20 protein-coding genes and 1 pseudogene are annotated in these 25,671 nt (G+C 68.3%); 12 read left to right on the forward strand and 9 right to left on the reverse strand.

The window, feature by feature from the left end; genetic code table 11:
* Positions 1-21: 21 nt before the first annotated feature.
* A complete protein-coding gene (locus BLA15945_RS20530; RefSeq protein WP_059235865.1) occupies positions 22-1,236 on the reverse strand; it encodes an MFS transporter in 1,215 nt (404 codons plus the stop codon).
* Positions 1,237-1,573: 337 nt separating this feature from the next.
* On the opposite strand from BLA15945_RS20530, the gene xdhA reads away from it, so the two are divergent.
* The 4 genes from xdhA to BLA15945_RS20550 all read left to right on the forward strand — a co-directional run bounded on the left by xdhA (position 1,574) and on the right by BLA15945_RS20550 (position 6,611).
* Positions 1,574-3,118 (forward strand): xanthine dehydrogenase small subunit, encoded by a 1,545-nt coding sequence (gene xdhA / locus BLA15945_RS20535; protein WP_059235864.1) that lies wholly within the window; start codon positions 1,574-1,576, stop codon positions 3,116-3,118.
* A gap of 18 nt (positions 3,119-3,136) precedes the next feature.
* A complete protein-coding gene (gene xdhB, locus BLA15945_RS20540; RefSeq protein ID WP_059235862.1) occupies positions 3,137-5,497 on the forward strand; it encodes a xanthine dehydrogenase molybdopterin binding subunit in 2,361 nt (786 codons plus the stop codon).
* A gap of 1 nt (position 5,498) precedes the next feature.
* A complete protein-coding gene (gene xdhC / locus BLA15945_RS20545; RefSeq protein ID WP_059235860.1) occupies positions 5,499-6,116 on the forward strand; it encodes a xanthine dehydrogenase accessory protein XdhC in 618 nt (205 codons plus the stop codon).
* Positions 6,117-6,209: 93 nt separating this feature from the next.
* Positions 6,210-6,611, forward strand: a complete 402-nt coding sequence (locus tag BLA15945_RS20550) for a nuclear transport factor 2 family protein (protein WP_174993251.1) — start codon at positions 6,210-6,212, stop codon at positions 6,609-6,611.
* 11 nt (positions 6,612-6,622) lie between these two features.
* Here the strand turns inward: BLA15945_RS20550 and BLA15945_RS20555 are convergent, their stop codons facing one another.
* The 3 genes from BLA15945_RS20555 to BLA15945_RS20565 form a co-directional block, all read right to left on the reverse strand.
* Entirely contained in the window at positions 6,623-7,570 is a 948-nt protein-coding gene (locus BLA15945_RS20555) for a LysR family transcriptional regulator (protein ID WP_059235856.1), read from the reverse strand.
* A 69-nt stretch (positions 7,571-7,639) separates the two neighbouring features.
* Entirely contained in the window at positions 7,640-8,278 is a 639-nt protein-coding gene (locus BLA15945_RS20560; protein ID WP_059235855.1) for a DsbA family protein, read from the reverse strand.
* A gap of 94 nt (positions 8,279-8,372) precedes the next feature.
* Complete coding sequence (locus BLA15945_RS20565) at positions 8,373-9,818, reverse strand: TAXI family TRAP transporter solute-binding subunit (protein WP_174993252.1); 1,446 nt, start codon at positions 9,816-9,818, stop codon at positions 8,373-8,375.
* A gap of 439 nt (positions 9,819-10,257) precedes the next feature.
* Here BLA15945_RS20565 and BLA15945_RS20570 point away from each other — a divergent pair, with 439 nt between their 5' ends.
* The 5 genes from BLA15945_RS20570 to BLA15945_RS20590 all read left to right on the forward strand — a co-directional run bounded on the left by BLA15945_RS20570 (position 10,258) and on the right by BLA15945_RS20590 (position 16,559).
* Positions 10,258-10,623: a BON domain-containing protein gene (locus tag BLA15945_RS20570; RefSeq protein WP_059235851.1), complete on the forward strand. Its 366-nt coding sequence runs from the start codon at positions 10,258-10,260 to the stop codon at positions 10,621-10,623.
* Positions 10,624-10,761: 138 nt separating this feature from the next.
* Positions 10,762-12,852, forward strand: a complete 2,091-nt coding sequence (locus tag BLA15945_RS20575; protein ID WP_174993253.1) for a D-(-)-3-hydroxybutyrate oligomer hydrolase — start codon at positions 10,762-10,764, stop codon at positions 12,850-12,852.
* Positions 12,853-13,467: 615 nt separating this feature from the next.
* Positions 13,468-15,303: a S10 family peptidase gene (locus tag BLA15945_RS20580; RefSeq protein ID WP_059235847.1), complete on the forward strand. Its 1,836-nt coding sequence runs from the start codon at positions 13,468-13,470 to the stop codon at positions 15,301-15,303.
* A gap of 228 nt (positions 15,304-15,531) precedes the next feature.
* Positions 15,532-16,122, forward strand: a complete 591-nt coding sequence (locus BLA15945_RS20585) for a nucleotidyltransferase domain-containing protein (RefSeq protein ID WP_081051871.1) — start codon at positions 15,532-15,534, stop codon at positions 16,120-16,122.
* Positions 16,122-16,559, forward strand: coding sequence for a hypothetical protein (locus tag BLA15945_RS20590; RefSeq protein WP_174993254.1), 438 nt, complete (start codon positions 16,122-16,124; stop codon positions 16,557-16,559). The genes BLA15945_RS20585 and BLA15945_RS20590 overlap by 1 nt, the downstream gene beginning before the upstream one ends.
* A 114-nt stretch (positions 16,560-16,673) precedes the next feature.
* On the opposite strand, the gene BLA15945_RS20595 is transcribed toward BLA15945_RS20590, so the two are convergent.
* The 5 genes from BLA15945_RS20595 to BLA15945_RS20615 form a co-directional block, all read right to left on the reverse strand.
* Positions 16,674-17,462: a sulfite exporter TauE/SafE family protein gene (locus tag BLA15945_RS20595; protein ID WP_059236882.1), complete on the reverse strand. Its 789-nt coding sequence runs from the start codon at positions 17,460-17,462 to the stop codon at positions 16,674-16,676.
* A 315-nt stretch (positions 17,463-17,777) separates the two neighbouring features.
* Positions 17,778-19,217 (reverse strand): DHA2 family efflux MFS transporter permease subunit, encoded by a 1,440-nt coding sequence (locus BLA15945_RS20600; RefSeq protein ID WP_174993255.1) that lies wholly within the window; start codon positions 19,215-19,217, stop codon positions 17,778-17,780.
* 136 nt (positions 19,218-19,353) lie between these two features.
* Positions 19,354-20,085, reverse strand: coding sequence for a DsbA family oxidoreductase (locus BLA15945_RS20605; protein WP_059235841.1), 732 nt, complete (start codon positions 20,083-20,085; stop codon positions 19,354-19,356).
* A 183-nt stretch (positions 20,086-20,268) separates the two neighbouring features.
* Positions 20,269-21,063 (reverse strand): helix-turn-helix transcriptional regulator, encoded by a 795-nt coding sequence (locus BLA15945_RS20610; protein WP_174993256.1) that lies wholly within the window; start codon positions 21,061-21,063, stop codon positions 20,269-20,271.
* Positions 21,060-22,022, reverse strand: coding sequence for an ornithine cyclodeaminase family protein (locus BLA15945_RS20615; RefSeq protein WP_174993257.1), 963 nt, complete (start codon positions 22,020-22,022; stop codon positions 21,060-21,062). Before BLA15945_RS20615 ends, BLA15945_RS20610 begins: the two co-directional genes overlap by 4 nt.
* A gap of 379 nt (positions 22,023-22,401) precedes the next feature.
* Between BLA15945_RS20615 and BLA15945_RS20620 the strand changes: the two genes are divergently transcribed.
* The 3 genes and pseudogenes from BLA15945_RS20620 to BLA15945_RS20630 all read left to right on the forward strand — a co-directional run.
* Positions 22,402-23,181 carry an ABC transporter substrate-binding protein gene (locus tag BLA15945_RS20620; protein WP_059235835.1) on the forward strand — a complete coding sequence of 260 codons (780 nt, stop codon included), beginning with the start codon at positions 22,402-22,404 and terminating at the stop codon, positions 23,179-23,181.
* Between the two features lie 67 nt (positions 23,182-23,248).
* Positions 23,249-24,493 (forward strand): NAD(P)/FAD-dependent oxidoreductase, encoded by a 1,245-nt coding sequence (locus BLA15945_RS20625; protein ID WP_059235833.1) that lies wholly within the window; start codon positions 23,249-23,251, stop codon positions 24,491-24,493.
* A 525-nt stretch (positions 24,494-25,018) separates the two neighbouring features.
* Positions 25,019-25,671 (forward strand): annotated as a pseudogene (locus BLA15945_RS20630) (beta strand repeat-containing protein); the annotation flags it as partial.

The following is a 25,671-nucleotide window of genomic DNA, read 5'->3' on the forward strand; positions in this document are numbered from 1 at the left end:
GCGATGCGACGCGCAGCGTGGTCAGGCCGCCGCGCCCGTCCCGGCCACGCGCGCCTGCCGCTGGTACAGCACCATCGACAATGCGACGCCCGCGGCGGCGGCCACCGCCGCGAACAGGAACACCTGCGGATAGCCGAACGCGCCCGCAACATAGCCGGCGAGCGGGCCGGTGATGCCGAGCGACAGGTCGAGGAACACCGAATACGCGGACAGCGCCGCGCCGCGGCTCGCGGGCGGCACGAGCGCGACGGCCTCGACGCCGAGCGCCGGGAAGATCAGCGCGAAGCCGAAGCCCGTCAGTGCGGCACCGACGAGCGCGATGTGCGGCACCGGCGCGAGCCACAGCAGGAGCAGGCCCGAACATTCGAATGCGAACGACACGATCGCGACGCGGAAGCCGCCGTAGGTCTTGATCGTGTTCGCGAACAGCAGGCGCGCGCCGATGAACAGCGTGCCGAACACGGTCAGCGACAGTGCGGCGTTCGGCCAGTGGCGCGCCGCGTAGTACAGCGTGACGAAGGTCGCGATCGAGCCGAAACCGGCCGAACCGAGCGCGAGGCCGAGGCCGTGCGGCAGCACGCGCGTGAACACGCTCGCGTATGACATCCGTTCGCCGTGCACGAGCGGCACCGAAGCGATCAGCCGTGCAAGGTAGAAGCCGAGCGCGGCCAGCGCGATCACGATCACGCCGATCAGCGCCGGGTTCAGCGTATTCGCGATCGCGACGCCGACCGGTGCGCCGAGCGCGAGCGCGCCGTAGGTCGCGATGCCGTTCCACGAGATCACCTTCGCGTTGTGTGCGACGCCGACGCGGCCGATGCCCCACAGGATCGCGCCGGTACCGCACAGGCTTTCGCCGACGCCGAGCACGAGACGGCTCGCGACCAGCAGCACGAGGCTCGCGGCCGGCCAGTGCGCGAGCAGCAGCGCGACGAGCAGCAGCACCCCCGACGCGCCGCAGCCGATCAGCCCGCGCAGCACCGTCTGCTTCGGGCCGAGCGTATCGGCGAGGCGCCCGGCGAGCGGCCGCGACGCGAGCGTCGCGAAGTACTGGACGCTGATCGCGCCGCCCGCGACGATCGCGGAAAAGCCCAGGTCGTCATGGACGAAGCCCGGCAGCACCGCGAGCGGCAGGCCGATGGTCAGGTAGCAGATGAACGTGAAGCAGACGACGGACACGATTTGCAGCGTGACCGCGAACCCGCTGCGCGGCGGTGTGGCGGAATCGGTGGACATGGGGTCGGAACGAATGAACGAAACGGACGGAAGACGGCGAAAAAGGGAATCGGGATTTTCCCATGGAACCGGTTTTCCCGCAGGTACCATTTAGTTAATCGCGACCTTTTTTCGATGATGGCGGACGGCTGCGGGTGCGTCGGGAACGGCCGCAGCGCACCGTGTGGAAAGGGCGCCGGGCGGGCCCGGCGCTCATATCGCGGCAGTTATATGGGCCCCATGCGTGATGGGCTATGGGTTGCGGAATTTGATGGTGATAGCGTGCAAACTGTCAGAAAAACGTCGGTCAGGCGCTCCGCGCAGGCCGCCTTGCCCCCATTTGAAGAATCATCGAGACATGAGTGAGCCGATCCGCTTCTACCATCGTCACGCGATCCGCGAAGTCAGCGGCGCGGACGTTACCCGCACCGTGCTGCAATACCTGCGCGAGGACGCGCATTGCACCGGCACCAAGGAAGGCTGCGCGGAAGGCGACTGCGGCGCATGCACGGTCGTCGTCGGCGAGCTGACCGACACCGGCGCGGTCGAGTTCAAGGCAGTCAACGCGTGCATCCAGTTCCTGCCGACGCTCGACGGCAAGGCGCTGCTCACGGTCGAGGACCTGCGCCAGCCGGACGGCGCGCTGCACCCGGTGCAGCAGGCGATGGTCGATTGCCACGGTTCGCAATGCGGGTTCTGCACGCCCGGCTTCGTGATGTCGATGTGGGCGCTGTACGAGAAGCACGGCCACGAAGGCTGCGCCGCCACGTGCACGAAGGCGAAGGACGTGCCGACGCGCACCGAGATCGCCGATGCGCTGACCGGCAACCTGTGCCGCTGCACCGGCTATCGCCCGATCGTCGAGGCGGCCGTGCAGATGTTCGATGCGCCGGCGCCGTCGGCGCCGGTCGACACGGCCGCGCTGGCCCGCACGCTCGCGTCGCTCAAGCGCGACGACACGTTCGACTACACGACGGTCAACGGCGCGCGCTTCGCGGCGCCGCGCACGCTCGACGCGCTGGCCGCGCTGAAGGCCGAGCGTCCCGACGCGCGGATTCTCGCGGGCAGCACCGACATCGGCCTGTGGGTGACCAAGCAGATGCGCCGGCTCGACGACCTGATCTACGTCGGCCAGATCGCCGAACTGCAACGCCTCGTGGAACGCGACGACTGGATCGAGATCGGCGCGGGCGTAACGGTCGAGAAGGCTTATGCGGCGCTGGCCGTCACGTATCCGGAACTGACCGAGATGTGGAAGCGCTTCGCGTCGCTGCCGATCCGCAATGCGGGCACGATCGGCGGCAACGTCGCGAACGGCTCGCCGATCGGCGATTCGATGCCGGGCCTGATCGCCCTCGGCGCGCGCGTCGTGCTGCGCGGCGGCGACACGGTGCGCGAGCTGCCGCTCGAGGCGCTGTACACGGGCTACCAGCAGAAGGACATGGCGCCGCACGAATTCGTCGTCGGCCTGAAGGTGCCGACCCGCACCGGCGCGCGCGCGAAGCTGCAGTTCCGCACGTACAAGCTGTCGAAGCGGTTCGACTCGGACATCTCGGCCGTGTGCGCGGCGTTCGCGTTCATCGCGGACGGCGACACGATCCGCGAGCCGCGCATCGCATTCGGCGGGATGGCCGCGACGCCGAAGCGCGGGACCCACACCGAAGCCGTGCTCGATGGCGCGCAGTGGCACGAAGCCACCGCGCAGGCCGCGATGCAGGCGCTCGAGCGCGACTACCAGCCGCTGTCGGACATGCGTGCGACGAGCACGTACCGCCTCGATACCGCGAAGAACCTGATGTACCGATTCTGGCTGGAGACGCGTCCGCACGACCCGCTGCCGCCGCAAGCCCTGAATGTGCGTGAAGTGGCCGCCGAAGCCGGCGCCGGCGCGGCGCGCGTCTGAAGACGGAGAACACCGAACATGAACCAGCAAGCAGAACCGTTCCTGAGCACCCTCGACCCGCAGGCCGACGCCGCGCAGGTCCACGTGTCGCGCGCGCACGAATCCGCGCACCTGCACGTCAGCGGGCGTGCGACCTACACCGACGACATTCCGGTCGTCGCGGGCACGCTGCACGCCGCGCTCGGCCTGTCGGCGAAGCCGCACGCGAAGATCGTGTCGATGAACTTCGACGCGGTGCGCGCGACGCCGGGCGTAGTCGCCGTGTTCACGGCCGACGACATCCCGGGCGTCAACGATTGCGGCCCGATCATCCACGACGACCCGGTGCTCGCGAAGGGCATCGTGCAGTTCGTCGGCCAGCCGATGTTCATCGTCGTCGCGACGTCGCATGAAACCGCGCGGCTCGCCGCGCGCCGCGCGCAGGTCGACTACGAGGAACTGCCGGCGATCCTGACCGCGCAGGAAGCGCGCGCAGCCGAAACCTATGTGATCCCGCCGCTGAAGCTCGCGCGCGGCGACGCGGCCGCGCGGCTTGCCGTCGCGCCGCACCGCGAGTCGGGCGAGATGCTGCTCGGCGGCCAGGAGCAGTTCTACCTGGAAGGGCAGATCGCTTACGCGGTGCCGAAGGACGACGACGGGATGCACGTGTACTGCTCGACGCAGCACCCGAGCGAAATGCAGCACCTCGTCGCGCACGTGCTCGGCGTCGCGTCGCACAACGTGCTCGTCGAGTGCCGCCGGATGGGCGGCGGGTTCGGCGGCAAGGAATCGCAGTCGGGCCTGTTCGCGTGCTGCGCGGCGCTCGCCGCGTGGAAGCTGCTGTGCCCGGTGAAGCTGCGTCCGGACCGCGACGACGACATGATGATCACCGGCAAGCGGCACGATTTCCATTACCGCTTCGACGTCGGCTACGACGACGACGGCCGCATCGACGGCGTGGCGCTTGACATGACGTCGCGCTGCGGCTTCTCGGCCGATCTGTCGGGCCCGGTGATGACGCGTGCGGTGTGCCACTTCGACAACGCGTACTGGCTCGGCGACGTCGACATTGCCGGCTATTGCGGCAAGACCAACACGCAGTCGAACACCGCGTTCCGCGGCTTCGGCGGCCCGCAGGGCGCGTTCGCGATCGAGTACATCCTCGACGACGTCGCACGTTCGCTGGACCGCGATCCGCTCGACGTCCGCTACGCGAACCTGTACGGCAAGACCGAACGCAACGTGACGCCGTACGGGCAGACCGTCGAGGACAACGTGCTGCAGGAATTGCTCGGCGAACTCGAGGCGACGAGCGACTACCGCGCCCGGCGCGCGGGCGTGCGCGAATTCAACGCGCGCAACACGGTGCTGAAGAAGGGCATCGCGATCACGCCGGTGAAGTTCGGCATTGCGTTCAACGTCACGCACTTCAACCAGGCCGGCGCGCTGGTGCACATCTACACCGACGGTTCGGTGCTCGTGAACCACGGCGGCACCGAGATGGGGCAGGGGCTCAACACGAAGGTCGCGCAGGTCGTCGCGCACGAGCTCGGCATCCGCTTCGGCCGGATCCGCGTGACGGCGACCGACACGAGCAAGGTCGCGAACACGTCCGCGACGGCGGCGTCGACGGGCTCGGACCTGAACGGCAAGGCCGCGCAGGATGCGGCGCGCCAGTTGCGCGAGCGGCTCGCGGTGTTCGCGGCGAAGCAGTTCGGCGACGGCAAGGTCGATGCGGCCGATGTGAAGTTCGGCAACGACTTCGTGTCGGTCGCCGGCCACAACGTGCCGTTCGGCGAAGTGATCGCGAAGGCGTACCTCGCGCGCGTGCAGCTGTGGTCCGACGGTTTCTACGCGACGCCGAAGCTGTACTGGGATCAGTCGAAGCTGCAGGGCCGGCCGTTCTACTACTACTCGTACGGCGCGGCCGTGTCGGAAGTCGTGATCGACACGCTGACGGGCGAGATGCGCACGCTGCGCGTCGATGCGCTGCACGACGTGGGCGCGTCGCTGAACCCGGCGCTCGACGTCGGCCAGGTCGAAGGCGCGTTCATCCAGGGGATGGGCTGGCTGACGACCGAGGAGCTGTGGTGGAACAAGGGCGGCAAGCTGATGACGCACGCGCCGTCGACGTACAAGATCCCGACGGTGAACGACACGCCGCCCGAGTTCAACGTGCTGCTGTTCAAGAACCGCAACGTCGAGGACAGCATCCACCGTTCGAAGGCCGTCGGCGAGCCGCCGCTGCTGCTGCCGTTCTCGGTGTTCTTCGCGGTGCGCGACGCGGTGGCCGCGGTCGGCGACTACCAGGTGAACCCGCCGCTCGACGCGCCGGCCACCGGCGAGTCGATCCTGCGCGCGATCAGCGCGGTGCGCGCAGCACGCGCAACGGCAGGCTGAGATGAACGGCCCCGCACGCTCGCTTCGCACTGCGCCGATCCCCGCGTTCGCGCAGGGCACCGGCCAGCGCAACCGCGCGACCGGTGCGCCCGCGCCGATGCACATCGTGCTGTTCGGCGCCGGGCACGTCGGTCACGCGCTCGTCACGCTGCTCGGCGCGCTGCCGTGCGTCGTGCAGTGGGTCGATACGCGCGACGAGCTGTTCCCGGACGAATGTCCGCCGAACGTGCAGCCGGAGCCGACCGACACGCCGGAGGCGGTCGTCGACGCGGCGCCGCCCGGCGCGTACTTCCTCGTGATGACGCACAACCACGCGCTCGACTTCTCGCTCGCCGCGCAGATCATGCGGCGGCGCGATTACGCGTATTTCGGGATGATCGGCTCGCGCACCAAGCGCGTGAAGTTCGAGCGCCGGCTCGCCGCGCGCGGCGTCGATCCGGCGCGGCTCGTGGAGATGGTGTGCCCGATCGGCGTCGCGGGCATCGTCGACAAGGCGCCGGGCGCGATCGCGGTGGCCGTGTGCGCGGAGCTGCTGCAGGCGCGCTCGGGCATGCCGGTGGCCGATGCGAAGGCGGTGGCGGCCGGGCGCGCACGCGACGAGGTGTCCTGCTCGCGGTAACGCCGCGCGGCCGGCGCACGGCCACGCGATTTTGCATACACTGCACGACAACGCGCGGCATCGGGCCGCGCGTCACCTCACCGTGCACGCACCATGTCCGATCACCCGATCTTTCTCGACGCGCTCGATGCGAGCCTCGTCGCCATCGAGCGCTGGCTGTCCGGCGTCGATACCGCGCCCGCGGCACTCGACGCGCTGCTCGCCGCGTTTTCTCCTGGTTTCACGATGATCCTGACCGACGGCCGCGCGGTCGACCGTGACGGCACGCGCGCGTTGTTCGCGAAGCTCGCCGGCGCGAAGCCGGGGCTGCGCATCACGCTGTCGGAGATCCGCGTGCTCGCGGCCGACGCATCGCATGCGGTGATCACCTATCTCGAAGCGCAGCACGCGACTTCGGGCGAACTGCCCGCGCGCCGTGCGACGGCCGTGTTCGAGCGCGACGCGGCGGGCGTCGCGCGCTGGACCCATCTGCAGGAAACCTTCTGCACGGCCTGAGCGGCCGCGTCTCAGCGCTTGCGCGTGCGGGCGACCGTCAGCTCGTCGGACACGCTTTGCATCAGCGCGCACAGCCACGCGATGTCGGTCGGCCGGTCGGGTTGCGGGTGCGTGAGCAGGTAGCTCTTGATGCGCGGGAACGGCACGGGCGGCGTGACGACGACGAGCGGCAGCAGTTGCGCATAGTGCGTCGCGAAGCGGCGCGTGGTCGTGAAGATCAGGTCCGACTGCAGCAGCACCTGCGGCACGATCCCGAAGTACGGCAGCGTCGTCACGATGCGCCGCGTGAGGCGCGCGCGTGCGAGGCCGATCTCGATCGCGTTGCGCTTGTCGCCGGTGTACGGCGTCGGCGCGACGTGCGCGGCCGACGCATAGGCTTCGCGCGTGAGCGGCACGCGCGCGAGCGGATGCGCGTCGCGCATCAGGCACACGATCGTGTCGGAGAACAGGTCCTGGCGCGCGAACTGCGGGTCGGGCTTCGGCCAGTTGCCGATCACGAGATCGAGCGCGCCCGATTCGAGCGCGCCCGCGTGGTCGAGCGCGGGATTCAGCGAATCGATTTCCAGGTGCGCATGCGGCGCCGCGTCGCGAAAGCGCTCGATCAGCGTCGGCATGAAGAAATCGTTCAGGTAGTCGGGTGCCGCGACGCGAAACGTACGCCGCGCGGACGACGGATCGAAGTCGCCGTGCGGCGTCGCGATGAAGTCCACCTCGCGCAGCGCGCGCGCCGCGGCCTCGAGCAGCGATGCGCCGTATTCGGTCGGCACCATGCCGGATTTGCCGCGCACGAGGATCGGGTCGTTCAGCGTCTCGCGCAGCTTGCGCAGCGCGGTGCTGATCGCGGGCTGGGTCTGGTTCAGTCGCAGCGCGGCCTGCGTGACGCTGCGCTCGAGCAGCAGCGTGCGCAATACGCGCACGAGCCAGATATCGAGCGAGGCGGTACGGTCGTCGTCTTCCATCGGTTGGGGGGTGTTCAGGTGACGCGTAACCTTACCGCAGCCGCGCGTTGCCGTGCGTGATACCGGCCATCACGCACGCCCCTTCGGCAGCGCGCTGATCCGCTTGACCTCGCGCGATTCGAGCCAGTTCGGCGTGCGCGCGCAGTACAGCACCATCGGCAGCGCGTCTTCGCCCCAGAACAGCTGCTGGTTCATCCAGAACGTCGGCACGCCGAATACGCCGAGCGCGATCGCGTCGGCGTTGTTGCGGACCAGTTGCGCGGTGGTTTCCTCGAATTCGATCAGTTCGTCGCCGTGGCCGACGCCGACGCGCTCGCACAGTGCCGCGAAGCCTTCCGGTGTCGACGGATCGTTGCCGTCGCGCCAGATGAAGCGGAACATTTCCAGCACGGTCGCGATGTCGGCGCGCAGCGCGATCGCGAGGCGCAGCAGCTTGTCGGAATCGAACGGGTGCGCGGGCGGCATCTTGAAGCGGATGCCGAGCTGTTCCGCGCGGAACAGCGCGTGACGGTACGTGAACACGCGTTTGGCCGGCACGTCGGCGCTCGGGCGCTGCCCCCAGTGGCGCTGCAGGTCGAGCAGCGAGACGGCGACCGGTTCGAACGGCACGTCCGGCCATTTGCCATGTTGTTCGAGCAGCAGATACGAGAACGGCGACACGAAGTCGAAGAACCAGGCAGGCTGGGCGGTATCGAGGCCGGTTGTCATGTCGTTCTCCAGAGGGTGGGGCGTGCGGCGCCTGGCGGCGGCCTCCATGTTACGCGGCGGCGCGCGCATGCAGCAATGATCGCGGATCGTCCGCTCACGCGGAACCGGGAGTCGCCCGGGGGCCTTCGCCGGCCGGCGGCGGCGCGGTCTCGGCGCGTGCCTGCGGCGGCCCGCTGGCGCCGGGCGGGCCTGCCGGCGCGTCGTGGTCGTGCGCGGTGAGCCGTTCGCGCACGAAGCCGATGTGCTCGCGCAGCACGTAGAACTGCCCGGCGTACGCCAGCGGCATCTTCATCCGGTTCACGGCTTCCTCGATGTCGTCGAGCTCGTCGAGCAGCTGAACGCGCTCCTCGGCCGTGTGCTCGCCGAGCGCGCTGCGCTCGAGCGCGATCAGCGCGCCGTACCAGCGGTAGATGCGCGAGCGCACGCGCCAGCCGTACAGTGACGGCACGAGCCGCAGCCCGGGGATCAGGACGACGACCAGCGGCACGACCACCACCAGCAGCCGGTCGACGAGGCTCGCGACCCAGAACGGCAGCCGCCGGTACAGGAAGGTCTTGCCCGACTTGTAGTAGCGCGCCGCGTCGTCGGACAGCTGGAACCCGCGCGTGACGGGGGACGGGAATTCGCCCGCGTGTTGCAGGATCGTCGCGTGGCCGTGCACCTCGCGCGCGGCCTCGATCAGCAGGTCGGACAGCGCGGGGTGCAGCGAGTCGCGTGCGACGAGTTCGATCGTCGGCGCGACCGTGTGGATGTCGGCGGGCGGCAGGTTGTGGCCGAGATCGTAGACGCCCATCGGCAGCGTGATCGCGGTCAGGTACGGAAAGCGCCGCGCGTAGGCCTCGGCCTGCGTGAACGAATACACGTGCACGCCCGGCGCGCGGAACAGTTTCGCCATCACCGGGATCTGCGTCGAGTCGCCGGACAGGAAGGCCGCGTCGATCTTGCCGTCGAGCAGCGCGGTCGCGGCGTCTTCGCCGGCCGTCGGCAGCAGCTCGGTCGAGCCGCCCGGCACGATGCCGTTCATCTTCAGCAGCGCGAGGCTCAGCTCGCGCGCGCCGCTGCCTTCCACGCCGAGCGCGAGCCGCTTGCCCTTGAAGTCGGACAGGCGCGCGACGACCGGGCCGCGGTACATGATCGCGAGCGGCACGTAGCCGATGCTGCCGAGCGAGACGAGGTGCTCGTCGCGCTCTTTCGGGCCGATGCCGCTCTGCACGAAGCCGACGTCGACCGGCGCGTTCGGGTTCGACAGCCGCGCGAGGTTCTGCGCGGACCCTTCCGACGACTGGACGTCGAGCGTGACGCCGTTCTTCGCGAGGATCGCCTTGTATTTCTGCGCGGCGTTCCAGTAGGTGCTGCCGGGCGGCCCGGACGAAATCACCAGCGTGGACGGCGGTGCCGGCTGGATCAGCTTGACCGCGAGCCAGACGGCGGCGCCGGCGAGCAGCACGGTCGGGCCGATCGACAGCGCGAGGTCGCGCCACGACACCGCGACGAAGCGGGCGAGGATGCGGCGGGGCGGGCGAGGGCGGGCAGGCTTCATGGGGTCGGCGGATGACGCTGGCGTGACGCATCGATGACGGTCGGGCGGTTGTCACGGGCGATGCGGATTCTCGCGGCGATGGTACCCGGTTTCACCGCACGTGCGCGAGTCGGGCGGCCCGCCGCGGCGCGGCGGCGACAGCGGCGGGCGGCCCCGCGTCAAAAGCTTTGCGCTTCCGCGGGCGCTGGATTACATTGTGCGACGCAGCCGCGCCCGATTCGCGCGCGACCCGGCACGCAATGAGACCGGGCGCGTCCGGCCGGCGGCTGTCCGTCCCGGCCGGCCCGCTATCAGCGTGCGCCGACCGCCGGCCCGTGCCGCCTCTCTCGTATCGCCGTGGAAAACACCGGCTGTCCCGCCCGTTCGCGCGCGGGCCGGCTGTTTTTGGGGGTATCCGGCCGTACTGTGCACGGCCGTTCCGGAGTGATAAGGAGATAGCATGAAGTCGATCGTGTTGAGAGCGTTGGGCGTCGCCGCCGTGGCGGCCTGTCTGTCGGGCAGCGTGTATGCGCAGTCGAGCGACGCGGCGGCAACGGAAGCGCCGGCGGCCGCGACGAGCGCGCCGAAGGCTGCCGCGAAAACCGCGAAGAAGGCGAACCGCAAGCTCGGCTACGCGGTGCGCAAGGCGATTTCGAAGGAATCGGGCGTGAATGTGTCGAACCTCGTCGTACGCTCGAAGGGTGGCGCGATCACGCTGGAAGGCACGATGCCGGCCCAGGACCAGATCGACAAGGCCGAAGCCGCGGCCAAGGGCGTGAAGGGCGTGACGTCGGTCACGAACAAGCTGACGGTTCAGCAGCAGTGATGCCGGGCGGCGGCGCGCAAGCGCCGCAGGCGCCCGTTTCCAGGCGGGCCCCGGCATGCCGGGGCCCGTTTGCGCTTCAGAGGCCGACAGCCGCGCGCGACGCGGCGGCGGACCGATAACGATATCGAGAGGGCGGCGATGACGAGGCTCGGGTGGGGCAGGCGGATGGTGTGGGGCGCGGCGCTGGCCGCGGTCGCGATGCTCGGCGCCTGCAACGGCGACGATTCGGCCGAGCGCAACCGGTTGCCCGGCTTCGTGTCCGGCAGCGTGCGCACGACGGCCTACGACGGCGCGAGCGACGACCTGCTGACGGCGGGCCTCGGCAAGACGGGCCTCGGCGCGGCCACCGCGCCCGGCTTCGCGAACGCGTCGCGGCCGACGAGCGCCGAGCTGCGCCGTCTCGCGATCTGGTCGAATTACCGTGCGCTCGTCGACATGAGCGCGAACGGCGGCTACGGCCGTTTCTGGGGGCCGAACGTCGACCTCGACGGCAACACCACCCTCGGCGAAGGCAAGATCCCCGGCACCGAATACCTCGCGTACTCCGACGACGGCAGCGGCAGCAAAAACGTGACGCTGCTCGTGCAGGTGCCCGCCAGCTTCAATCCTGCGCAGCCGTGCATCGTCACCGCGACGTCGTCGGGCTCGCGCGGCGTGTACGGCGCGATTTCCGCGGCCGGCGAGTGGGCGCTCAAGCGCGGCTGCGCGGTGGCCTACAACGACAAGGGCGGCGGCAACGGCGCGCACGAGCTGGGCTCCGACACCGTCACGCTGATCGACGGCACGCTCGCCAACGCGGTGCTGGCCGGCACCGCGAGTCTGTTCACCGCGAACGTGACGAGCGGCGATCTCGCCGCATTCAACAACCGCTTCCCGAACCGCTATGCGTTCAAGCACGCGCATTCGCAGCAGAATCCCGAGCAGGACTGGGGGCGCGTGACGCTGCAGTCGGTCGAGTTCGCGTACTGGGCGCTGAACGAGCAGTTCGGACCGCTGATCGACGGCTCGCATCATGGCGTGCGCTATCGCCCGGGCGACGTCACGACGATCGCCGCATCGGTCAGCAACGGCGGTGGCGCGTCGCTCGCGGCGGCCGAGCAGGACAGTCGCGGCTGGATCACCGCGGTCGTGGTCGGCGAGCCGCAGATCAACGTGCGGATGGCGCCGAATGCGCTCGTGCGCACGGGCGGCCAGCCGGTGCCGTCGTTCGGCCGGCCGCTGGCCGATTACGCGACGCTTGCGAACCTGCTGCAGCCGTGCGCGGCCGCATCGGCATCGCTCGCCGCTGCGCCGTACCTGAGCGCGCTGCCGGCCGCGACCACCCAGTCGATCCGCACGCAACGCTGTGCGACGCTCGCCGCAGCCGGGCTCGTGTCGGGCGCCGATACGCAGAGCCAGGCCGCGGACGCGCTCGCGCAGCTCCATGCGGCCGGCTATCTGGCCGATTCCGACCTGCTGCAGGCGCCGATGTGGGATTCGCAGGCGATTCCGGCGATCGCGGTCACCTATGCGAACGCGTATACGCGCTCGCGCGTCACCGACAACCTGTGCAACTTCAGCTTCGCGACGACGAACCCGGCGACGGGCGCGGTCGCGGCGCCCGCCGCCTCGCCGATGCCGGCCGTGTTCGGCGTCGGCAACGGCGTGCCGCCGACGGCCGGCATCGACCTCGTGTTCAACAACGGCGCGGGCGTCGACCACCGGCTCGCGACGCCCGATGCGAGCTTCGCGGGCGCGCTGTGCCTGCGCCAGCTGTGGACGAACGGGATGCTCGGGATGCCCGCGAACGTCGACGCGGTGCGCGTGAACGCGAACCTGCAAGGCAAGCCGGCGATCATCGTGCAGGGCCGCAGCGATGCGCTCGTGCCGGTGAACCACGCATCGCGCGCGTATGTCGCGCAGAACGGCATCAGCGAAGGCGGACGCAGCCAGCTCGTGTTCTACGAGGTGACGAACGGCCAGCACTTCGACGCGTTCCTGCCGGTCCCGGGCTTCGACACGCGCTTCGTTCCCGTCCACTACTACAACCTGCAGGCGCTGAACCTGATGTGGCAGCACCTGAAGAACGGCGCGCCGCTGCCGCCGTCGCAGGTGATCCGCACGGTGCCGCGCGGCGGCACGCCGGGCGCCGCCCCTGCACTGACGAGTGCGAACCTCCCGCCGATCTCGGCCGCGCCGGGCGCGAACGCGATCACGACCGGCGCCGGCACGATCGACGTGCCGCTCTGACGGCGCCCGCCGCGCCGCCCCGACCAAGCCGGACCGCCGTCCGGCTTTTTTCCTTTCGTCGTCTGGAATCGGTCCCGCACTGCCTTTTATCGGAATGGCGAGCGCCGTAACAAATTATTACTTTACGGCGGTAAATCCGGAACCTATTATGCGCCGGTATTTTCACTTAATTTAATAAATTCCAGATACGAGAATATTCCTTTCCGTTTAGTTAATCGATCCTTTCGATTTTATTAAATCGGCTCGAGCTGCGATTGATCGGTATTTCGTGATTAATCGGCATCTCGCCGAGGGGGATTGTTCGTCTGTTCAAAGTGAAGACGCCTTGATGGGCGGGCTTTGCGGGGCATCCTTTGGCCGTCGATTTTGTACGAGTGCGAATGCGCGGAATGAATTCGCATTGCTGCGGATTATTGAATTGTCGTTTGCAATGGAATTGATTCCATTGTGCGGTTGCAAAAAAACATGGGTGGGGTAAATCATGCCGGTCGGTATTTGCCGATTCGGTAAAAAACTCGGAGTGCGTCGCATAACGAATGCATTCCCGGTGCGGAGCGCCGGCGCAAATGATCCTTTGCGACCGGCGGTATTTATCGTTCTGTTCGAGAGGCAATAATGACGACACGGAAGTCCTTGAAAGACGGTTTCGCGCTATTCGGAACGACTTTGAGCATGCCGCTCGCCGCAGCCGCGGCCGCGGCGCTGCTCGTCACGGGGTGCGGCGGCGACGACGGGCCGAGCCCGACCGCGTCGGCCGCCGCCGCGGCCGCGACGTCCAGCGGCAGCACGTCGGCCAACACCAACGCAACGGCCGCCGCTGCAGCCGACCAGCCTTACGTCGACACCGACGTGTACGGTACCGGGCCGAACGACGCGGTCACGGATTCGACCGAAGGCGCGGCGGTCGTGCACCGCCAGGTCACGATCGGCGGCAAGACGATCAAGTACACGGCGACCACGGGCCACCTGACGACGATCGATCCGGTCACGTCGGCGCCGAACGCGAAGATGTTCTACGTCGCGTACACGCAGGACAACCCGGACCCGTCGAAGCCGCGCCCGGTCACGTTCTTCTACAACGGCGGCCCCGGCTCGTCGTCGGTCTACCTGCTGCTCGGCTCGTACGGCCCGAAACGCCTGCAGTCGTCGTTCCCGAACTTCACGCCGCCCGCGCCGTACAAGCTGCTCGACAACCCGGACAGCCTGCTCGACCGCACCGACCTCGTGTTCATCAACCCGGTCGGCACCGGTTACTCGGCGGCGATCGCCCCGGCGAAGAACAAGGACTTCTGGGGCACCGACCAGGACGCGCGCTCGATCGACCGCTTCATCCAGCGCTACCTGACCAAGTACTCGCGCTGGAATTCGCCGAAGTTCCTGTACGGCGAGTCGTACGGCACCGCGCGCAGCGCGGTCGTGTCGTGGGTGCTACATGAGGACGGTATCGACCTGAACGGGATCACGCTGCAGTCGTCGATCCTCGACTACGCGAACGCGCTGTCCGCGCCGGGCACGTTCCCGACGCTCGCGGCCGATGCGTTCTACTGGAAGAAGACGACGCTCAACCCGACGCCGACCGATCTCGACGCGTACATGGTCCAGGCCCGCAACTATGCGGACAACACGCTCGCGCCGCTTGCGCAGAAGCCGAACCCGCAGGACGGCGGCTTCGTGAACGTGCGGCTGAACCTGAACCTGCAGACCGCGCAGCAGATGGGCTCGTACATCGGCACGGACCCGACGTCGCTGATCCAGACGTTCGGCAACCCGGCCGCGCTCGGCAACGTGCCGTCGTCGAACGACAACCCGCCGTACACGTTCTTCCTGACGCTCGTGCCGGGCACGCAGATCGGCCAGTACGACGGTCGCGCGAACTTCACGGGCAAGGGCATCGCGCCGTACATCCTGCCGAACTCGGGCAGCAACGATCCGTCGATCACGAACGTTGGCGGCGCGTACACGGTGCTGTGGAACAGCTACATCAACACCGACCTCAAGTACACGTCGACGTCGTCGTTCGTGGACCTGAACGACCAGGTCTTCAACAACTGGGACTTCAGCCACACGGACCCGACCGGCGCGAACAAGGGCGGCGGCAATACGCTGTACACGGCCGGCGACCTGGCGTCGACGATGAGCGTGAACCCGGATCTGAAGGTGCTGTCGGCGAACGGCTATTTCGACGCCGTCACGCCGTTCCACCAGACGGAGCTGACGCTCGCGCAGATGCCGCTCGATCCGACGCTCAAGGCGCAGAACCTGACGATCAAGAACTACCCGTCGGGCCACATGATCTACCTGAACGACGCGTCGCGGACCGCGCTGAAGGGCGATCTCGCCAGCTTCTACGACGGCATCCTCGCGAACCGTACTGCACTGCAGCGCGTGCTGAAACTGCAGGCGCGCACGCAGCAGCTCAAGCAGCAGAAACTGCAGCAGCAGGGGCAGTAAGCGCCGCGGGCGGCTCGTCGCCCGAAGCGACATGCAGAACACCGCCTCGTCACGCGCCCCGGTTCCTCACGTGGCGTGTGTCGATGGCGGTGCCGTCATTCTCCAGGATGCCCCGTGAGTCACGGACTCTCGGGGCATCGTCGTGTCTGGAGGTAGACGCGTCGATGTGTGATCCTCAAAAGAGGGATGAATAGCCCTCTATTGAGGATTTGATGGAAAATCCTCATAATGAGGACAATTGTCCCTGCATTGAGGATTGATGTGAGTCTCGCCGACTTTCTCTTCACACCGGGCATGCAGCGGGTGCTGGGTGCGACGCTGCTGCAACCTGACCGCAGCTTTACGTTACAGGAACTGCTACGCCTGGCAGACAGTGGGCGCGGTAGCGCCCAAAAGCAGGTGGATCGGTTGGTCGAGGTCGGCGTATTGATGGAAGACGCCCGACGAGGCAGACAACGGAGCATTCGCGCGAATACGGAATTCATCCTTTATCCGGAACTGGTCAGCATCGCGCGCAAGACGTTTGCCGTCGCGGAGCCGTTGAAGGAGGCCTTGTCGCCGTTTGCCGCGCAGATCACCACGGCGTTCGTGTTCGGCTCGGTGGCCAAGCGTTCCGACAGCGGCCGTAGTGACATCGACCTGATCGTCATCGGGAACGTCCGGCTTCTCGAGCTATCTGAAGCCCTGCACGTGGTCGAGCAAAGCCTGCTGCGCCCCGTCAATTTCTCTTTGTACGAGCCTGAGGAATGGGCTGCGCTGGTCGACGCGGACCCCGTCATGGCCCAGATCGCCCAAGGCCCAATGCTGAGGATACTGTGATGCCGCGCCCAGCTGAATACGAAAACCTCATCAGGACGAAAGCCTTCGATCCGGTTGCGCCGACGCCCGGGGCAATCGCGGGCTTCCTGCGCAATGCCGCGGACTACAAGGCCACTGCCGATGAACTGGATCACGCCCGGCATCTGCAGGTGTTGACGTTGGCCCACGAAGGCTATTTTCAGGTGGTACAGGCGATCCTGGAGTTTTATGAGGTGCGAACCAAGGATGCCGGCCGTAACCTAGCCATCCAGCGCGTGTCGACCTCGCTGGGCGTGAGTCCGCAGGAATTTGCGTTCATCACGAAGGCACACGAGCGCCGCAACGGCACGTCGTACGTTTCCCCGTTTCCCCCGGTTTCGAAGGCAGAGGCCGCTACCATGCTGAGCATCCTGGCCAAATACCTGCCCGTTGCACATGCGCTGACAGGTACGCCGTGAGACTCGCCGGGGCGTTCATCAAGACATGAGGTGAAGGCCAGTCGCCAACAGGGACGGTGCTTTTCGTTGGCGAAGGGAGTGTGTCGATGCGCGCGGGTCGTCGTGCCGGGCCGCTTACGCGAGCACGAGCCGCACGCCGACCGCGACGAGCGTCGCGGCGAGCAGGTTGCGCAGCAGCCGCTCGGGCGCGCGCGCCGACAGCAGGCTGCCGAGCACGATGCCGGGCAGCGAGCCGAGCAGCAGCGACAGCAGCATCGACCAGTCGACCGAGCCGAGCAGCCAGTGGCCCATGCCGGCGACCAGCGTGAGCGGCACTGCGTGCGCGATGTCGGAGCCGACGATGCGGGTCGTCGCGAGCGCAGGGTACAGCAGCAGGAGCACCGTCACGCCGATCGCGCCGGCGCCGACCGACGTCATCGACACGAGCACGCCGAGCACGGCACCCGTCAGCACGGTCGACCACAGCGTGCGCGCGGGGCTCGGCGCGAGCGGGTTGCGCGCGGCGAATGCGGTGAGCTGCGGCCGGAAGATCAGCGCGAGCGACGTGAGCAGCAGCGCGACGCCGAGCACGAGCTGGATCATCCGCGCGGTGCCCGGCGTATTCATCCCGTGCGTATGGAGCCACCACAGCGTGACGGCCGCGGCCGGCACGCTGCCCGCCGCGAGCCGGCCCGTGATGCGCCAGTCGATCGAGCCCTTCAGGCCGTGGACGAGCGTGCCGGTGGCCTTGGTCGCGGCCGCGTACAGCAGGTCGGTGCCGACCGCTGTCGCGGGATGCACGCCGAACAGCAGCACGAGGATCGGCGTCATCAACGAACCGCCGCCGACGCCCGTCAGGCCGACGAGAATGCCGACGAACAGGCCGGACAGGGAGTACAGCAGATCGATATGGGGAAGCGACATCGGAAGCAGGCGGTTATGCGGCGTTCGGCGGCGGCGCGCGGCTGCGGCGCGCGCGTCAAAGTCCGCCATTGTCGCAAAAGTGGCGCGTCAATGTACGACTGCGTTAAAAATCGGCCGGGAAGGCCCGTGCGGCAGGCGGCCGGGCAAACGTGAAACGGGCGTTCGAGCCGGCGGAGGGCCGATGGCGGTCGTCGGCCCGCACAAGTATGACGAATCGGGCGCATGTGCCGCGTCGCGCATCCGGCGCGCGTAAAAAAGGGCGCGACACTGCGCGCCCGGGTTCGATGCCGGTTGCCGGCCCTGGCGAGTCGCCGGTCAGTGCATCGCGGATCCGGCGCCTTCGATGGCGCGTTGCGGCCGGATGCGCAGCGCGAGGCCGATCAGCGCGGCCACCGCGGCGAACGCTGCACCGAACGCGAATGCGGCGTGGTAGCCGCCGTTCAGCGCGTCGAGCGGCGTGGCCTGCGCGGCGGCGAGCGCGTCGGTGCGGGCGCCCGCGAGACTCGCGAGGACGGCGAGCCCGAGCGCGCCGCCCATCATGAACGCGGTGTTGACGATCCCCGACGCGAGCCCGGAATCGGCCGGGTCGACGTCGTTCATCGCCGCGAGCAGCATCGGGTTGAACGCGACGCCCGCGCCGATGCCGAGCAGCGTCATGCCGGGCAGCACATGCCACACGAAACCGCCGTCGACCGGCGCGCGCGAGAACAGCGCGAGGCCGCAGGCCGCGATCAGCAGGCCGGCCGCGATCGGGCCGCGGATGCCGAAGCGCATCACGATCCGCGCCGACAGCCCGAGCGAGAACGCGGCCATGATCAGGTTCGCCGGCAGGAACGCGAGGCCGACCTGCAGCGGCCCGTAGCCGAGCACGCGCTGCATGTACAGCGCGGACAGGAAGAACCACGCGAACATCGCGGCCGCCCACAGCACGGCGATCACGTTCGCGAGCGCGACGTTGCGCGCGGCGAACAGCGTCAGCGGCATCAGTGGATGCGCGGCGCGCGACTCGATCGCGATGAACAGCGCGAGCAGCACGACGGCCGCGCCGATCAGCGCGACGGTCTGCGTCGACAGCCAGCCGGCCTCGTTGCCGCCGACGATCCCGTACACGGCCAGCATCAGCGATGCGGTCACGGTGATCGCGCCCGCGACGTCGAGCCGGGCGGTGCCGGCCGGCGCACGCATGCGCGGCAGCAGCGCGGCGCTCATCGCATAGACCGCGACGCCGATCGGCAGGTTGACGAGGAAGATCCAGTGCCACGACAGCGAGCTCGTCAGTAGCCCGCCGAGCAGCACGCCGATGCTGCCGCCGCCCGCGCACACGAAGCCGTAGACGCCCATCGCGCGCGCGCGTTCGCCGGGCTCGGTGAAGAGATTCATGATCAGCGACAGCGAGACGGCCGACACGACCGCGCCGCCGAGCCCCTGCACCGCGCGCGCGGCGATCAGCATCGCCTGCGATTGCGCGAGGCCGCAGGCGAGCGACGCGAGCGTGAACGCGACGAGGCCGGCGAGGAACATGCGCCGCTGGCCGTACAGGTCGCCGAGCCGGCCGCCGAGCAGCAGGCAGCCGCCGAACGTCAGCAGGTACGCGTTGACGACCCACACGAGGGCCGTTTCGGTGAAATGGAGGTCGGTGCTGATCGACGGCAGCGCAACGTTCACGATCGTGCTGTCGAGCACGATCATCAGCACGCCGAGACAGAGAACGATCAGCGCGTACCAGCGCTTCTCGCCGTGGATCCCGTGGGTCATGGGCTTGCAGCCTTCTGATAGTTATTTGAAAGGATGCATTGTAGACGCCATCGGCGCGGGCTTCCTGCCGGTTTGTGGCAGGAGCGTCGCGTAGTCGCGCGCGGGGCCGCGCGCGACTGACAAAGGGAGCAGGGCGTTACGAGCGCGCCGGCAGTTCGCAGCCGTCGGGGCCGCAGGCGGCCGCATCGCTGCCGTCGAGTTCGACGATGCCGTCGCGCCACGCCTGTTCGAGCGCCTGCGCGAACGCGTCGGCCGGCTGCGCGCCCGACACCGCGTAGCGGCCGCCGAGCACGAACAACGGTACGCCGCGCCCGCCGATCTGCGCGGCGCGTGCGATGTCGGCTTCGACTTCGTCGCGGTATGCGTCGCTGCGCAGCACGGCTTCGACGGCCGAGCGTTCGAGCCCGGCTTCGACCGCGAATTCGGTCAGCTCGGCATGATCGAACAACGAGCCGTGCTCGCAGAAATACGCGCGGTACAGGCGCTCGGTCAGCGCGTGCGCGCGGCCGGTCGCTTCCGCGAGCTTCACGAGCCGGTGGCCGTCGAGCGTATCGCCGACCAGCGTGCCTGGCAGGTCGTAGCGCAGCCCGACGCTCGCGGCCGCATCGGTGACCTGGCGCAGCATCTGGTCGACCTGCGCGGGCGACATCCGGTATTTGCCGGCCAGCATCGCCTCGACCGGCTCGACAGGCTGGCCGGGCATCAGCCGGTACGCGCGCAGCGCGACGTCGACCCGATCGGCATGCGCGAACGCGGCGAGCGCCTCGTCGAAACGGCGCTTGCCGATCCAGCACCACGGGCAGATCAGGTCGGACCAGATTTCGACGGTCAGGGTCGGGCGGGCAGTCGGGGCGGGGGCGGTCGTCATGGGCGGTCCAGGGCGGCAAAAAAAGTGTAACCGGGACTATATCACTTTATGCGTCGACGCCAGGGCGCGCGCAGACCCGTGCGGAACGGGGCCGTACCCGGCGTATCACGAAGCATAGACAGGGAAATGGCTTCCCGGTAGCGATGACCGATGCGGGCCGTCGTTGCGCCCGCCGCGCAGCGCTTACGCGTCGCCTTGCGTTTCCTTCAGGTGCTTGAGGTGCTTGTAGACCGTTGCGCGCCCCATCCCGAGCACGTTCGCGACGTAGTTCGCCGCGCTCTTGCCGCGGAACGCGCCTTCCGCGTAGAGCGCCTCGACGAGCTCGCGCCGGTGCTCGCGCGTGAGCCCGTTCAGCCCGACCTGCCGCTCGCGCAGCCAGCCGTGCAGGAACGTGTTGATGCGCTCCTGCCAGTCGTCGCGGAACAGCTCGTCGGGCTGGGCGACGACGCCCGCGCCCTTGATGAACAGGTCGAGCGTCGCGCGCACCTCGTCGAACACCGCAATGTTGAAGTTGATGCACATCATCCCGGCCGGGCGGCCGTCGTCGTCGAACAGCACGTTGCTGACGCAGCGCATCCGCCGGCCGTCCCAGTTCAGCTTCTCGTACGGGCCGATCACGCGTTCGCGCGCGGAATGATCGATCTCCTCGAGCGCGGAATCGTCGCCGACCTCGCGCTTCGACAGGTTGTTCGCGAGATACAGCACGGTCTGGTCGTGCAGGTCGTGGATCACGACTTCCGCGTACGGGAAGAACAGCGCGGCGATACCGTCGGCGATCGGCGCATAGCGGGTGAGCAGCAGGTCTTTGACGGGGGATTTCTTCTTGCGCATCGGTGTCGCCATCTCGGGTGGGCGGGAGCCGGGCAGCGCGTCGGGCCGGCGTGCCGGCGCGCCGGTGGCCGGCATGCCCGTGCGCCCGCGCGCGGCCGCCGCGGCGGTTGCGTCATTGTATCGGCCCCGCGTGCGCGTGCCGCTCATGCGCGCGTCAGCTGCGTATACAGTGCGTGCGCGATCGCGATGTCCTCGAGCCCGAGGCCGATCGAGCGGAAGAACGCGTGACGCGTGCGCGACGGCGCTGCGCAGGCGCCGGCGACGAGCGCGGGCAGGTCGCCGACGATCCGCCCGGCCTCCCAGCCGTGATCGGCCGCCGCGATCTGCATCTCGCCGGCGCTTGCCGGGGTCGTGTGCCGGTAGTCGCAGTACACGTCCATGTCGGGCAGCCATGCGGGCGGGATTTCGTGCGCGCGCGCGACGTTCGTGCTGATCGACGTGACGAGCGCGGGGCGCGTGAGCATCCCGTCGCCGAGCACGGGCGTGCCCGACGACGTGCACAGCATCACGACGTCCGCGTCGCGCACGCAGGCTTCGACACTCGCAGCCGCACGTGCGCGCGAGTCGAGTTCGGCGAGCGTTGCCTGCTGCGCGCCATCGCCGGCGAGCGCGGGCGAGTACACGCGGATCGTCTCCCAGTCGCGCAGTGCCGCCGTGTGCCGCAGGTGCGCGAGGCCGACCGCGCCTGCGCCGACGATCGCCAGATGGCGTGCGTCGCGCGCCGCGAGGCAGTCGACCGCGAGCGCCGTCGTGCCGGCCGTGCGTTCGACGGTCAGCAGCCCCGCGTCGCACCACATCAGCGGCTGGCCGGTCTGCATCGACATCAGCGCGGTCCACGCGGTGACGATCGGCTTGCCGCCCGTCACCACGTACGGCGACAGCTTCGCGCCGAAGACCTGCGCATCGGCGAGCGCGCCGAGATACGTGATGAAGTCGCCGGCCTGGTCGGGAAACAGCGTGAGCGTCTGCGGCGGCTGCACCGCGCGCGCCGCGGCGAGCGACGCGAACATGCGGCGCAGCGTGCCGAGCACGTCGAGCGATGGCAGCGCCGCACGCACGGCGGCTTCGTCGACGGTCAGCGGCAGGGTCGGGACGGTTTGCGTCATGGGGACATCTCCGGTCGGTGCCGGACAGACCGTCTCGAAAGGCGGTGTCCGGTGGTGTTCGTGATGGACGAAAAGTCTAATATAGACAAACAAATTCTGGAGGATTTTTCTTTTCGAGACGTTGTGTCGTTGCCTGGATGATGAAAAACATCATGAAATCAAGGATCTTTTGGCGAGGTGTCGAAATCCGGGCGGGGTGCGGCAGGACGAGACTCTCGTATCCCCTATAGTCTATAGTAGACTTTGAGTCTATATTTCGCGTGCAGGACAGGATGTGCCGCCACGCGGCGGCCGCCTGCATCGAATGCCGATCCGGCGCCCGGCCGAGGGCGTCGTGCAACCGATCTCCATCGCCTCAATCCAGAACGGAAGGACCGTCATGAACTGGAAGCTTTCCCTTTGCGCCGCTGCGGCGCTCGCGTGCGCGGCCGTCACGGCCCATGCGGAACAGACCACGTTGCGCTTCGGGATCGAAGCGGCCTATCCGCCGTTCGAGAGCAAGACGCCGGCCGGTCAGCTGCAGGGCTTCGACGTCGACATCGGCAATGCGGTGTGCGCGAAGCTGAACATGAAATGCGTGTGGGTCGAGAATGCGTTCGACGGCCTGATCCCGGCGCTGCAGGCGCGCAAGTTCGACGCGATCAATTCGGCGATGAACATCACCGCGAAGCGCAAGCAGAGCATCGACTTCACGCCGGCGATCTACGTGGTGCCGATCGTGATGGTGGCCAGGCGCGGTTCGCCGCTGCGGCCTGACGTCGCGAGCCTGCGCGGCAAGCATGTCGGCGTGCTGCAGGGCTCGTCGCAGGAGGATTTCCTGAAGGCGCACTGGGCCAACGCGGGCGTGGCCGTCGTGTCGTACCAGGATCAGGACCAGATCTACGCCGATCTCGTCGCGGGGCGGCTCGATGCGGCCGTGCAGGAAGCGCAGACCGCGCAGGACGGCTTCCTCGACAAGCCGGCCGGCCGCGATTACCAGATCGTCGGCGACGCGCTGAAGGATCCGGCGACGCTCGGCGAGGGCACGGGCTTCGGGATGCGCAAGAACGACAAGGCGCTGCAGGCGAAGATCGTCGGCGCGCTCGACGCGCTGAAGAAGGACGGCACGCTGAGCGCGCTGTCGCAGAAGTACTTCAAGCGCGACATCATCGCGAAGTAAGCATCGCCGCGCGCCGGCCGCGATGCCGGTGCGCCGCCCATCGAATCTCGACACGGTACAGGGAACCATGGATTTCGACGTCATCGTTCTGGGAGCCGGCATCGTCGGCGTGTCGTCGGCGCTGCATCTGCAGGATCGCGGGCTGCGCGTCGCGCTCGTCGACCGGCGCGCGCCCGGCGAGGAAACGAGCCACGGCAATGCCGGGCTGATCGAGCGCTCGTCGGTCGTGCCGTACGCGTTTCCGCGCCGGCTCGGCACGTTGCTGCGCTATGCACGCAACCGCTCGGTCGATCTCTACTGGGACTACCGCGCGCTGCCCGCGTATGCGGGCTGGCTCGCGCGCTTCTGGCGCGAATCGTCGCCGCAACGGCTCGCGGCCGCCGCGCGCGACCTGCTGCCGCTCGTCGCGGCGAGCGTCGTCGAGCACGATGCGCTGCTCGCGCGGACCGATGCGCAGCCCCTCGTACACGACGGCGGGTGGATCGAGGCGTTCCGTTCGCCCGCGTTGTTCGACGCGGAGGCGCGCGCGCAGCAGCGCGTGGCCGACGCGCACGGGTTGCGGATGAGCGTGCTCGATGCGCATGCGCTGCGCGCGCGCGAGCCGGGTATCGGCGACGCATTCTGCGGCGCTTTCCACTGGCAGGACCCGAAGACGGTGTCGAGCCCGGGCGGGCTGACCAAGGCCTACGCGCGGCTGTTCGAGCGCGACGGCGGCACGTTCGTGCTCGGCGATGCGAAGACGCTCGTGCAGGTGGACGGTGGCTGGCAGGTCGGGACCGAACACGGGCCGATTGCCGCGCGCTCGGCCGTGGTCGCGCTCGGGCCGTGGTCCGATCACGTGTTCGCGCCGCTCGGCTACCGGATTCCGCTGCGCGCCAAGCGTGGCTATCACATGCACTACCGGCCGACGCGCACGCCGTTGAACGTGCCCGTGTGCGATACCGAGGAAGGCTTCGTCGTCGCGCCGATGGAGGGCGGCCGCCTGCGGCTCACGACGGGCGTCGAGATCGCGCTGCGCGGTGCGCCGCCGACCGGCGTGCAGCTTGCGCGGGCCGAACCGCTGGCGCGCGACGCGTTCGGCATCGGCGAACGGCTCGATCCGGAACCGTGGCTCGGGATGCGGCCCTGCACGCCGGACATGCGTCCGGTGATCGGGCCCGCGCCGCGCCACCGTCATTTGTGGTTCGCGTTCGGCCATTGCCACCACGGGCTCACGCTCGGCCCCGCGACCGGGCGTCTGCTCGCCGAAATGATGACGGGCGCGCCGACCTATATCGATCCCCATCCGTACCGGCCCGCGCGCTTCGGTTGAACCTGTCGCGCGGTAGGGCGGCTCCGGCCGCCGGCGCGCGCTGCCCCGCTCATGCCGGCGGCCATGCGCGCGTTTCACAGTTTTTCATTCGGCTATCCGAATTATCGAAAGCCACGCAATCGGAAATGATCTGCGTAATCGGCAAGAAAGAAAATCGCGAGATAAATAAAATCAGAAAATTCGCGATTTATCAATGCATTTTCATATTGCTGAAATGCGCAACCGGCGGCGGTCGCTGACGGTATAGGGCGCTATCGCGGCCGGGTGTTCCGGCGTTACGCGGGATGTACCGGAACACGTTACCACGGGGCTCGCAAACGTTACGTTACATCCGCGTCCCGGCAGCGTCTATCGTCAGACGATTTGGGATCGGAAGCCCGTGTATTTCGTCTGAAATCGATTAAAAAAGCGTTATTGACCACTAATGGCCAGACGAATCAATCCGCTTTTTTGAATTGGCACGCTTCGTGCAATCCGTCCCCATGCTTTATCAACGTGGTGCCAACCGAGATGGGGAAAATAACGATGGGACACAATCTTAAATTGACGGGTGTGGCGCTGTCGGTCGCGACGGTGTTCGGGGTGCTGGCTTCGGGTTCCGCGATGGCGGGGGCCCTCGATTCGCTGCCGATCCCGCAAGTGATCGTCAATCCGCCGACGAACAGCGTGACGGTCGGGCTGGTCGCGACGGGCACGTCGCCGCTGGGCTCGGTTACCGTTGCGGCGGGCGGGTCGGGTGCGATCCAGACGTCGCTCGGCGATCCCGGTCAAGCGCTGTCGGGCGCCGTGGGGGCGGTGACGGGCGCACTCGGCGGCGGTGGCGGCACGGTGCAGCCGCTTGCGCCGGTACAAGGCGTGTTGAACCAGGTGACGGGAGCACTGAATGGCGGCAACCCCGCAGGCGCATTGACGGGTGCGCTGAGCACGGCGACGGGGACGCTGAGCAATGCGGTTGGCACGGTAACGGGTGCACTGGGCAATGTCGGCGGCGGCGCAAACCCGCTGGCGCCGGTGCAGGGTGTGGTGAATCAAGTAACGGGTGCGCTTGGTGGCGGTAATCCGGCTGGTGCACTAACCGGCGCGCTGGGCCAGGTGACGGGAGCGCTGGGCGGTATCGGCGGCGGCGCGAATCCGCTGGCGCCGGTGCAAGGCGTGGTGAATCAGGTTACGGGTGCGCT

Source organism: Burkholderia arboris (assembly GCF_902499125.1).
Classification (GTDB): domain Bacteria; phylum Pseudomonadota; class Gammaproteobacteria; order Burkholderiales; family Burkholderiaceae; genus Burkholderia; species Burkholderia arboris.